We start from the raw sequence: 10442 nt of genomic DNA, 5'->3' as shown, positions 1-10442 counted from the left end.
TGCCCTCGGCGGCCCGCTGCGGGTGGTCCGTGACCGGTCGCGCTAGTGGGCGCTTCCCGCGGTGGCGGGCGGGAGCTCCACCTCGACGCCGGGGTCGCCCGCGTCCGCCGTGTAGTCCTCCGGCCGGGTCTCGTCGAGGCCCTCCGGGGCCTTCACGGCCTTCAGGACGAAGGTGAGCACCACGGTGACCACGACATTCAGCACGAACGCGGTGAGGCCGATGTAGCCGATCTCCCCGATGCCCGGGATCTCCTTCGCGGAGCCGCCGAAGTGCTTCTGGGTCGGCGAGGCCACCCCGTACGCGGCGAGCGTGCCGTACACCATGCCGACCGCCCAGCCGGCGAGCAGCGCCCAGCGGTGGAACCAGCGGGTGAACAGGCCGCCGACCAGGGCCGGGAAGGTCTGCAGGATCCAGATGCCGCCCAGCAGCTGGAAGTTGATGGCGACCGTCTTGTCCATCGTCAGGACGAAGACCAGCGCGCCCACCTTCACCAGCAGCGACACGATCTTGGAGACCCGGGTCTCCTCCTTCGGCGTGGCGTCCGGCTTGATGAAGTCCTTGTAGATGTTGCGGGTGAACAGGTTCGCCGCCGCGATGGACATGATGGCCGCGGGCACCAGCGCGCCGATGCCGATCGCCGCGAAGGCCACGCCCGCGAACCAGTCCGGGAACATGTTCTCGAAGAGCTGCGGGATCGCCAGCTGGCCGTTGGTGACCTTCACCCCGGCCGCGATCGCCATGAAGCCGAGCAGGGCCAGCAGGCCGAGCATCAGCGAGTACAGCGGCAGGATCGTGGTGTTGCGGCGGATCACCTCACGGCTCTTGGAGGACAGGGTCGCGGTGATCGAGTGCGGGTACATGAACAGGGCGAGCGCGGAGCCGAGCGCCAGGGTGGCGTACGTCCACTGGCCCGCCTCCGGCGGTGCGAGCGCGCCGCGCGGCTTGCCGGTGGCCGGGTTCACCTGGCTGAAGGCGTCACCCGCCTTGGCGAAGACGTCGTCGAACCCGCCCAGCTTGATCGGGATGTAGATGATCGCCACCGCGATGACGATGTAGATCAGCGCGTCCTTCACGAACGCGATCAGCGCGGGGGCGCGCAGACCGGACGAGTAGGTGTACGCGGCCAGCACGCCGAAGGCGATGAGCAGCGGCAGGTCCTTCACGAACCAGTTGGTGTTCTCGCCGCCGCCGACGCCCATCACGTCCAGCACCGCCTGGATGCCCACGAGCTGGAGCGCGATGTACGGCATCGTCGCGAGGATGCCGGTGACCGCCACGGCCAGCGACAGGCCCTTGGAGCCGAACCGGCCGCGCACGAAGTCCGAGGTGGTCACGTAGCCGTGGCGGTGCGAGACCGACCACAGGCGGGGCAGGAACGTGAAGATGAGCGGGTAGACGAGGATCGTGTACGGGACGGCGAAGAAGCCGGCCGCGCCCGCCGCGTAGATCGCCGCCGGCACGGCGACGAAGGTGTACGCCGTGTACAGGTCGCCGCCGAGCAGGAACCAGGTGATCCAGGTGCCGAACGACCGTCCGCCCAGGCCCCATTCGTCCAGGGAGTGCTCGTTGTCGGCCCTGCGCCAGCGTGCGGCCATGAAGCCCACGACCGTGACGGCCAGGAAGAAGAAGATGAAGACGCCGAGTGCGACGCCGTTGACGCCGTCCTTCACTTCGCCGCACCCCCGCTCCGGGCGCCGCGGGCGCGCTGGTCACGCTGCCACAGCTGGTACGCCAGCATCGTGAGCGCGGTGGAGAGCAGCACCCACAGCATCTGGTACCAGTAGAAGAACGGGATCCCGATGAAGGCGGGGTCCGTCTTGGAGTACGAGCCGACCCACAGCATCGCCACGAAGGGCGCGACGAGACACAGCCCGATGATCACCCGGACCGGCGTCACCACCGGTGGTCTCACTTCTTGCGTTTCGGACATGCCACGGCTCCGTCCCCTCGCTGATCACCTGTGTAATGCGCAGGCAATCTAGGTGACGCCGTCACGGCAGCGGAAGACCTCGTCCGCATATCGGCATATCGATTTCGCGTGCGGAGCGTGAAGGTTCTTCGCCGGTTCAGTCCTGAGGGCGCTTCAGACGGGCGACGAACTTGTACCGGTCGCCCCGGTAGACGGACCGCACCCACTCCACCGGCTGGCCGCCGCGGTCCAGCGAGTGGCGGGAGAGCATCAGCATCGGCAGGCCCACGTCGGTGCCGAGCAGACCCGCCTCGCGCGGCGTGGCCAGGGAGGTCTCGATGGTCTCCTCGGCCTCGGCGAGGTGGACGTCGTAGACCTCGGCGAGCGCGGTGTACAGGGACGTGTACTTCACCAGCGACCGCCGCAGCGCGGGGAAGCGCTTGGCCGACAGATGGGTGGTCTCGATGGCCATGGGCTCGGCGTTGGCCATGCGCAGCCGCTCGATGCGCAGCACCCGGCCGCCCGCCGTTATGTCGAGGAGCTCGGCGAGCCGGTCGTCGGCGGTGACGTACCCGATGTCCAGCAGCTGGGAGGTGGGCTCCAGGCCCTGGGCGCGCATGTCCTCGGTGTAGGAGGTCAGTTGCAGCGCCTGGGACACCTTCGGCTTGGCGACGAAGGTGCCCTTGCCCTGGATGCGCTCCAGCCGGCCCTCGACGACGAGCTCCTGCAGGGCCTGCCGGACGGTCGTGCGGGAGGTGTCGAACTCGGCCGCCAGCGTGCGCTCCGGCGGGACGGGCGTGCCCGGCGCCTGCGTCTCCGTCATGTCGAGCAGGTGCTTCTTCAAGCGGTAGTACTTGGGCACGCGCGCGGTACGGACGGTCGTGCCGGCCTCGTGCTCCGCACTGCTGACGTCGGTGCTCATGCTCTGCCTTCCCGGCTCCGGGTGCCGAAAGCGACCGACCGACCGTCGGCCACGGCTCACATCGTGGCACGGCTTCGTGTGTCGGGCTCCACCCGCACGCTCCGTGATCTCCTCTGTATACCGGCGCACCCCCTGCTGGTCTAGTCCAGCGGCCCCGGCGGCAGGCCTGGGGCACGCCGGGGCGGGTGGGCCGGACGCCCCCTATATGCCCTGCCAGTCCGGCTTGTGGGCGTAGGTGTGGCGGAAGTAGTCGGCCAGCTTGAGCTTGGACGCGGCGGCCTCGTCGACGACCACCGTGGCGTGCGGGTGGAGCTGGAGCGCCGAGGCCGGGCAGACGGCCGCGACCGGTCCCTCGACGGTGGCGGCGACCGCGTCCGCCTTGCCCTCGCCGGTGGCCAGCAGCACCAGGTGGCGGGCCTCCAGGATGGTGCCGATGCCCTGGGTGATCACGTGGTGCGGCACCTGCGCGATGTCGCCGTCGAAGAAGCGCGCGTTGTCGATCCGGGTCTGCTCGGTCAGCGTCTTGATCCGGGTGCGCGAGGCGAGCGAGGAGCACGGCTCGTTGAACCCGATGTGCCCGTCCGTCCCGATGCCGAGGAGCTGCAGGTCCACGCCGCCCGCCTCGGCGAGCGCGCGGTCGTAGGCCTCGCAGGCCGCCTGGACGTCCTCGGCGGTGCCGTCCGGCCCGATGAAGGCCTCCATCCCGATGCCGAGCGGTTCCAGCACCTCCCGGCGCAGCACCGAGCGGTAGGACTCGGGGTGGTCGGCGGGCAGCCCCACGTACTCGTCGAGCTGGGCTATGCGCGCCCCGGAGGTGTCCACCGCACCGGAGCGCCACTTGAGCGCCAGTGCCTGGTAGACGGGCAGCGGAGTGGAACCGGTGGCCACACCGAGCAGCGCGTCGGGCTTGCGTCGCAGCAGCTCGGCCATGGACTCGGCGATCAGCTCGCCGCCCGCCGCGGCGTCCGGGACGATGACAACTTCCACGCTGGGCCTGCCGTTCTCAAGAGGGCTTGAAGTCTGGGAAACGTGCCATGTGGTTTAGACCAATCTAACAGAATGCGCGGTCGCGGGAAGAGGGGTGCGAGCCGCACGCCTTGTTTTCTAGCGATCGCTACATTAAAACTGTACTACGCGGCACGGACCTTTCTCTAGGGATCGCTATAGAATGCACTCCATGGTGACGGGTCAGGAGACGAACGCGCAGGCCAGGCCGTCGAGATCACGGGGGCGCCCGCGCTCCTTCGACCGGACGACCGCCCTGGAGAAGGCGCTGACGGCCTTCTGGCGGAACGGCTACGAGGCGACGTCGGTCTCCGATCTCACCCGGGTCATGGGCATCGGCGCCCCGAGCCTCTACGCGGCCTTCGGCGACAAGCGGACCCTGTTCGAGGAGGTCGTCGAGGTCTACGCCGGCACCCACGGCGCCTTCGCCGACCGGGCCCTCGCCGAGGAGCCCACCGCCCGGGCCGCCGTCGAGCGCATCCTGCGCGAGGCCGCCGCCCGCTACGCCGACCCCGAGCACCCTTACGGCTGTCTGGTCGCGCACGCGGCCACCAACTGCACGAGCCCCGAGGTCGAGGGGCTGCTGCGGGACCGGCGCGACGCGTCCCTTGCGGCCCTGGAGTCCCGCGTCCTGGGCGACGTGGCGGCCGGCCTGCTGCCCGCCGGCACCGACGCCGCGGCCCTCGCCCGGCATACGACCGCGATGCTCCACGGCATGTCCCAGCAGGCCCGGGACGGCGCGAGCCAGGCGCAGCTCCGGGCGCTCGCCGAAATTGCCATGGTTATCTGGCCCCGCGGCTGAGCCGGTCGGGCTAGGCTGCGTGGCATCGCGTGCCGTCTGGACGCATGCTCTCGCGCTCATGGACACGCGCTCGTGGTCTAGTCCACAATGCCTGGGGGGATTCCCCCGGAAAACTGAACAGCTTCCGCCTTCCCCGCACAGGAGGGCGGACCGAGGACCCGGTGCTCTCTGCCCTGACTGCCCCGGCTCCTCGGCCTTCGGCCGAACGGGACCGCACACCCCGCGGCCGATGATGCTCCGGGCTGCGGTGCCGGAAGGGTTGAGGGTCCCTTCCAGGCGCCGCGGCCCGCGGGTGTTTTTCGGTCACCCGTGCGGCCCCGGGTACGCTCGCATCGTGCCCTCCATGAACGAACTCGTACGCCAGCACACGGCCCTCGACGACTCCGACCTCGAGTGGCTCCACCTGCTGGTCTCGGAGTGGCAGCTGCTCTCCGACCTCTCCTTCGCCGACCTGGTGCTGTGGGTCCCGACCAGTGACGGCACCCGGTACGTCTCGGTCGCCCAGATGCGCCCCAACACCGGCCCGACCTCGTACCAGGACGACATGGTCGGCCACCTCGTCCCGCGCGGCCGGCGGCCCATGCTGGACGCGGCGCTGGACGAGGGCCGGATCGTGCGCGAGGGCGACCCGGAGTGGCGCGAGGAGGTCCCCGTCCGGGTCGAGTCCATTCCGGTGCGGCGGGCCGGCCGCGTCCTCGGCGTCATCGCCCGCAACACCAACCTGCTCACCGTCCGCACCCCGAGCCGGCTGGAGCTGACCTATCTCCAGAGCGCCTCGGACCTCGCGCAGATGATCGCGGCCGGCTCCTTCCCCTTCCCGGACCAGCAGGTCGACATGGACGCCTCGCCGCGGGTCGGGGACGGACTGATCCGGCTGGACGCGGACGGCACCGTCCAGTACGCCTCGCCCAACGCCCTGTCCGCCTACCACCGGCTCGGCCTCGCCGCCGACCTGGTCGGTCACCACCTGGGCCGGACCACCGCCGAACTCGCGCCCACCCGGGGGCCGGTGGACGAGGCGCTCGCCAAGGTGGCGAGCGGCTGGGCGCCGCGTGAGTTCGAGATCGAGGCCCACGACGGGGTCATCCAGTTCCGGGCCATCCCGCTCAAGCCCAAGGGCACCCGCATCGGTTCGCTGGTGCTGTGCCGGGACGTCACCGAACTGCGCCGCCGCGAGCGCGAGTTGATTACCAAGGACGCGACCATCCGGGAGATCCACCACCGGGTGAAGAACAACCTGCAGACCGTCGCGGCCCTGCTCAGGCTGCAGGCCCGGCGCATCGAGTCCGAGCGCGGCCGGGAGGCGCTGGAGGAGGCCGTCCGCCGGGTCGGCTCGATCGCGATCGTGCACGAGACGCTCTCCCAGAACCTGGACGAGCGCGTGGAGTTCGACGACATCGCCGACCGGGTGCTCGCGATGGTCGCCGAGATCTCACCGGGCAAGGTGACCGGCCGGCGCAGCGGGCGCTTCGGCATACTCGACGCCGAGGTCGCCACCCCGCTGTCGATGGTGCTCACCGAGGTGCTGCAGAACGCCCTGGAGCACGGCTTCCGCGAGGGCGACACCGGCACCGTCGAGGTCTCCGCGGTCCGCGGCGGCACCTCCAAGGAGGCCCGCCTGCTGGTCACCGTCCAGGACGACGGCGTCGGCCTGCCCGAGGGCTTCGACCCGCACCGCTCGGGCAACCTCGGCCTGCAGATCGTACGGACGCTGGTGGAGGGCGAGTTGGGCGGAACCTTCGACATGGTCCCGGCGCCGGAGCGGGGGACCCGGGTGATCCTCGACATCCCGGTGCGCGCGCAGAAGTGAGCCCGCTCGTCCCCGACAGCATTGAGCCCCGGACCACTTGGTGATCCGGGGCTGAAGCTCGAAGCTATGCGCATCGGGGGTACTGCGCGCTGCGGCTCGGGGGCGGGAGATGCGTACGCGGTGTACGCGCCGCCAAGCTCAGGCTGTCATCGGGGTGGGGATGTCAGGCGGAGGCCTGACGAGCCCGGTTGCGGGCGGCGCGGCGCTTCATGGCGCGGCGCTCGTCCTCGCTGAGACCACCCCAGACGCCGGAGTCCTGACCGGACTCGAGCGCCCACTGCAGACACTGATCCATAACGGGGCAGCGACGGCAGACGGCCTTGGCTTCCTCGATCTGCAGCAGCGCAGGACCGGTGTTGCCGATGGGGAAGAAGAGCTCGGGGTCTTCCTCGCGGCAAACGGCGTTGTGACGCCAGTCCATGGCTGCTACCTCTCCTTGGTATTACATGCACGTTGCTTGTGAATGTGAACGCTTTCACGAATCCCTCAACAAGTGAAGGGCCGACCGCCGAGTCTTCCCCGGCGTGGTCCTTGGTTTGTAGAGGGGTTCCGGTGATCAGTGGAGGCCGTTCCTGCGGGCCGTCCCGATCGCCACGTAGAGACTCGCAAACCTCAGCGGCGGATACAACCCCTTCCGGAAAGTTTTTTTTGATTCCTCGGTGTCGACTGGGTCACAGCCGTACTTCCATGGGGTGGATCCTGGCCTAAACGTTCGAGTGAAAGGACTTTCGCCTCTTCCGCTCACACAATCACACGCAGTGCGCGGCGTACGCCTGTGAACGTCACGCTCGTACGCAGCCCCAGGTGGTCACCGTCCATCTGAAGGGGCAGCGGCACCTTCGAATGCAAGGTGAACCGGTCCAGGTCGTGCAGTGAGACGGCATGCTTCCCATGGGGTCCCCGCTCGGGGGACGAAGTGAGCAACTGGGTGCCATACCGGGCAACCGCGGCCGTGGACAGACGGCTGAGACCCAGTACGTCGAGGCCCGTGTCGAACGAGGCCTTAGGTGACGTGTACATCGGGCGATTGCCGAGATACGTCCACGGGGACGTGTTCGAGGCTATGGCGACCACGAGATCGGTGACCGGATCCGCACCGGCCCGTTCGAGCGTGATCGTGCCGTGCCGGCGGTGCTGCTCGCCGAGGAACTGGCGCATCACCTGGCGGACGTACAGCGCGTGCGTCGACTTCTTCCCGCGCTCGCGCTGCTGCTCCACCCGGCCCACCACACCCGCGTCGAACCCGAGACCGGAGTTGAAGGTGAACCAGCGGGCCGGCACCGACTCGTCCTCGGTGCCGGGCGTGCCCGAGGTCAGGCCCAGGCCGACGACCCGCTGGCTGTTCTCGCGCAGGGCGTCCAGCAGAGCGCCGGTGGCCTCGACCGGGTCGTTGGGCAGACCCAGCGCACGGGCGAAGACATTGGTGGAGCCGCCCGGCACCACGGCGAGACCGGGCAGCCGGTCCGGGTCGGGGCCCGCGTGCAGCAGGCCGTTGACCACCTCGTTGACGGTGCCGTCGCCGCCGAGGGCCACGACCATGTCGATGTCCGAGCTCTGCGCGGCCTGCCGGCCCAGGTCGCGGGCGTGGCCGCGGTACTCGGTGGTGACCGCCTCGAGCTTCATCTCGCTCGCCAGCGCGTGGATCAGCACATCACGCCTGCGTGCGCTTGTGGTGGTTGCCGCCGGATTGACCACGAGAAGTGCACGCATGGACTGCAGCGTACCTACTGGGGGGTACCCGGCCCAGACCGAGGTAGGGATCCGGTAAGAGGAGGGGACGTGAGCCTGCCCACGCGGGCCCTCGGACCGGCGGCCCGCGCCCGGCACCTCCCCGGCTGCCGTGGGTGGCCGGCGGATACCCTTCAGGGGTGAGCAGTGAGCAGAACCCCGCCCCGGACACCGCCGAAGCCCCCGCGGGCGCCGGGCCGCGCCCGCGCCGCCTGACCTGCGCGGCGGCGCTGACCGCGCTGGAGGGGGCCGCCCTCGTGATCGGCGGCGTGTGGATCCTGGTCCTCGCGCTCACCGGCGCCCCGGACGACCGTCAGCAGGCGGTGACCGGCGGGATCACCCTGCTCGTACTGGCGCTGCTGCCGCTGCTCGCCGCGCGCGGCCTGCTGCTGCGGCGCGGCTGGAGCCGCGGACCGGCGGTGATCACCCAGCTCATGGCCCTGCCGGTGGCCTACAACCTGCTCCAGGCCGACAGCATGGCCATCCCGGGCGGCATCGCGCTCGCCGTCGTGGCGGTCGCCGCCCTGGTGCTCCTCGTGAGCCCCGCGACGACCCGGGCGCTCGGGATCAGGGGCCCGGGCCGGGCCGAGTAGGCGGCCCGCTCGGTCCGGTCACTCGCGGCGCCCGGATCAGGCGGACCCGGTCACTCCTCGACCAGCAGCTTCTCCCGCAGCTGGGCCAGGGTGCGGGCCAGCAGCCGGGAGACGTGCATCTGGGAGATGCCGACCTCCTGCGCGATCTGCGACTGGGTCATGTTCCCGAAGAAACGCAGCAGCAGGATCCGCTTCTCGCGGGGCGGCAGGTCCTCCAGCAGGGGCTTGAGGGACTCCCGGTACTCGACGCCCTCCAGCGCCTCGTCCTCGGCGCCGAGCGTGTCGGCCACCGCGGGGGACTCGTCGTCGGTGTCGGGGACGTCCAGGGACAGCGTGGAGTACGCGTTGGCGGACTCCAGGCCCTCCAGGACCTCCTCCTCGGAGATGGCCAGCTTCTCGGCCAGCTCGTGGACGGTGGGCGAGCGGCCGTGCAGCTGGGACAGCTCTGCGGTGGCCGTCGTCAGCGCCAGGCGCAGCTCCTGCAGCCGGCGCGGCACCCGGACCGCCCAGCCCTTGTCGCGGAAGTGCCGCTTGATCTCGCCCACGACGGTCGGGGTGGCGTACGTGGAGAACTCCACGCCGCGCTCCGGGTCGAAGCGGTCGACGGACTTGATCAGGCCGATCGTGGCGACCTGGGTGAGGTCGTCCAGCGGCTCGCCCCGGTTGCGGAAGCGGCGGGCGAGGTGCTCGACGAGCGGCAGGTGCATACGGACGAGCTGGTTGCGTAGTTCCGCGTACTCCGCGCTGCCCGCGTTCAGCCCGCGCAGCTCGAGGAACATGGCACGCGCCCCGCTGCGGTCCTGGGGATCGCGACGGGTGGCGTGCACGGCCTCGGCGCCCACCGCGTCGTCCTCCGCGTTTCGCTCGTGCTCGCTCATCGTCCCGCCCGTAGCCCTTCCCCGAGCCCCCGCCCCCGCGCGGGCGGCGGACCCGGATCCGCCGCGCGCCCCGGGAGGCGCGCTCTGCACGGCACCGTCGCCGGCGGCCTCCGCGGAGTCGTCCTCCGGGTGCGGCCTGGCCTGCTCGGGGATGCCGTCGACGCCGTCCGCCATGCGCCGGGCGCCGTCCGTGGGGCCTCGGCCCTCCGCCGGCAGCTCCCGTGTGCCGCGCTCTTCGTCCCGCACCGGCCCGTCCCCGTTCCTCACGCCGGCCCGGGGCCCGCGCCGCGCTGTTTGTAGAGGCTGATCGACACGGTCTTGTCCTCGTCGACGGCGGACGAGACCTTCCCCGCCAGCGCCGAGAGCACCGTCCAGGCGAAGGTGTCCCGCGAGGGGGCGTGACCGTCGGTGGTCGGCGCCGACACCGTGACCTCCAGCGAGTCGTCGACGAGCCGGAAGACACAGCTGAGCACGGAGCCGGGCACGGCCTGCTGCAGCAGGATCGCGCAGGCCTCGTCCACGGCGATGCGCAGATCCTCGATCTCGTCCAGGGTGAAGTCCAAGCGGGCCGCCAGACCGGCCGTGGCCGTCCGCAGCACCGACAGGTAGGCACCCGCAGCCGGCAGCCGGACTTCCACGAAGTCCTGGGTCGCGGGCTCGCCTGCGATCTGGGACACCCTCACCTCCATGGTGGTACAAGCTTCACGGGGCCGAGGGTCGCCCCCCGGGGTAACGCGTACGTGGTTCCGCGGTGACGCTATCGCGCTCCGAACGTTTCTGTCCCCGGGGCCCCA

11 protein-coding genes are annotated in these 10442 nt (G+C 70.6%); 3 read left to right on the top strand and 8 right to left on the bottom strand.

Going from position 1 to position 10442, the window contains the following annotated elements:
* Nucleotides 1-42: 42 nt before the first annotated feature.
* The 4 genes from mctP to nagB all read right to left on the bottom strand — a co-directional run bounded on the left by mctP (nt 43) and on the right by nagB (nt 3819).
* Nucleotides 43-1671, bottom strand: coding sequence for a monocarboxylate uptake permease MctP (gene mctP / locus ACZ7JA_RS00910; RefSeq protein ID WP_351662638.1), 1629 nt, complete (start codon nt 1669-1671; stop codon nt 43-45).
* A complete protein-coding gene (locus ACZ7JA_RS00905) occupies nt 1668-1931 on the bottom strand; it encodes a DUF3311 domain-containing protein (RefSeq protein WP_351662640.1) in 264 nt (87 codons plus the stop codon). Before ACZ7JA_RS00905 ends, mctP begins: the two co-directional genes overlap by 4 nt.
* Nucleotides 1932-2067: 136 nt before the next feature.
* Nucleotides 2068-2832 carry a GntR family transcriptional regulator gene (locus ACZ7JA_RS00900; RefSeq protein WP_351662643.1) on the bottom strand — a complete coding sequence of 255 codons (765 nt, stop codon included), beginning with the start codon at nt 2830-2832 and terminating at the stop codon, nt 2068-2070.
* A 201-nt stretch (nt 2833-3033) separates the two neighbouring features.
* Nucleotides 3034-3819 carry a glucosamine-6-phosphate deaminase gene (gene nagB / locus ACZ7JA_RS00895; protein ID WP_351662646.1) on the bottom strand — a complete coding sequence of 262 codons (786 nt, stop codon included), beginning with the start codon at nt 3817-3819 and terminating at the stop codon, nt 3034-3036.
* Between the two features lie 190 nt (nt 3820-4009).
* On the opposite strand from nagB, the gene ACZ7JA_RS00890 reads away from it, so the two are divergent.
* Together ACZ7JA_RS00890 and ACZ7JA_RS00885 are read left to right on the top strand one after the other, a co-directional pair.
* On the top strand, nt 4010-4639 hold the full coding sequence (locus tag ACZ7JA_RS00890; protein ID WP_470806714.1) for a TetR/AcrR family transcriptional regulator: 630 nt from the start codon (nt 4010-4012) through the stop codon (nt 4637-4639).
* Between the two features lie 343 nt (nt 4640-4982).
* Nucleotides 4983-6449: a sensor histidine kinase gene (locus tag ACZ7JA_RS00885; protein WP_351663005.1), complete on the top strand. Its 1467-nt coding sequence runs from the start codon at nt 4983-4985 to the stop codon at nt 6447-6449.
* A gap of 163 nt (nt 6450-6612) precedes the next feature.
* Here the strand turns inward: ACZ7JA_RS00885 and ACZ7JA_RS00880 are convergent, their stop codons facing one another.
* Together ACZ7JA_RS00880 and ACZ7JA_RS00875 are read right to left on the bottom strand one after the other, a co-directional pair.
* Entirely contained in the window at nt 6613-6870 is a 258-nt protein-coding gene (locus ACZ7JA_RS00880; RefSeq protein WP_006142322.1) for a WhiB family transcriptional regulator, read from the bottom strand.
* Nucleotides 6871-7190: 320 nt separating this feature from the next.
* The gene (locus ACZ7JA_RS00875; protein ID WP_389306029.1) at nt 7191-8159 is read right to left on the bottom strand and encodes a diacylglycerol/lipid kinase family protein; all 969 of its coding nucleotides are present in this window, start codon (nt 8157-8159) and stop codon (nt 7191-7193) included.
* A gap of 158 nt (nt 8160-8317) precedes the next feature.
* On the opposite strand from ACZ7JA_RS00875, the gene ACZ7JA_RS00870 reads away from it, so the two are divergent.
* Entirely contained in the window at nt 8318-8770 is a 453-nt protein-coding gene (locus tag ACZ7JA_RS00870; protein WP_351662654.1) for a hypothetical protein, read from the top strand.
* A gap of 50 nt (nt 8771-8820) precedes the next feature.
* Here the strand turns inward: ACZ7JA_RS00870 and ACZ7JA_RS00865 are convergent, their stop codons facing one another.
* Together ACZ7JA_RS00865 and ACZ7JA_RS00860 are read right to left on the bottom strand one after the other, a co-directional pair.
* A complete protein-coding gene (locus ACZ7JA_RS00865) occupies nt 8821-9915 on the bottom strand; it encodes an RNA polymerase sigma factor SigF (protein WP_351662657.1) in 1095 nt (364 codons plus the stop codon).
* The gene (locus ACZ7JA_RS00860; RefSeq protein ID WP_004925829.1) at nt 9912-10325 is read right to left on the bottom strand and encodes an ATP-binding protein; all 414 of its coding nucleotides are present in this window, start codon (nt 10323-10325) and stop codon (nt 9912-9914) included. Before ACZ7JA_RS00860 ends, ACZ7JA_RS00865 begins: the two co-directional genes overlap by 4 nt.
* Nucleotides 10326-10442 lie beyond the last annotated feature (117 nt).

The sequence above is a fragment of the Streptomyces sp. NPDC038135 genome, from assembly GCF_055601245.1.
Note: the sequence above shows the minus strand (reverse complement) of the source record. Positions and strands in the feature narration are given on the sequence as shown.

Coding starts and splice junctions, on each gene's coding strand:
- ACZ7JA_RS00905 (WP_351662640.1), bottom strand. CDS start 1,931: ATGTCCGAAACGCAAGAAGTGAGACCACCGGTGGTGACGCCGGTCCGG.
- ACZ7JA_RS00900 (WP_351662643.1), bottom strand. CDS start 2,832: ATGAGCACCGACGTCAGCAGTGCGGAGCACGAGGCCGGCACGACCGTC.
- ACZ7JA_RS00890 (WP_470806714.1), top strand. CDS start 4,010: ATGGTGACGGGTCAGGAGACGAACGCGCAGGCCAGGCCGTCGAGATCA.
- ACZ7JA_RS00885 (WP_351663005.1), top strand. CDS start 4,983: ATGAACGAACTCGTACGCCAGCACACGGCCCTCGACGACTCCGACCTC.
- ACZ7JA_RS00880 (WP_006142322.1), bottom strand. CDS start 6,870: ATGGACTGGCGTCACAACGCCGTTTGCCGCGAGGAAGACCCCGAGCTC.
- ACZ7JA_RS00875 (WP_389306029.1), bottom strand. CDS start 8,159: ATGCGTGCACTTCTCGTGGTCAATCCGGCGGCAACCACCACAAGCGCA.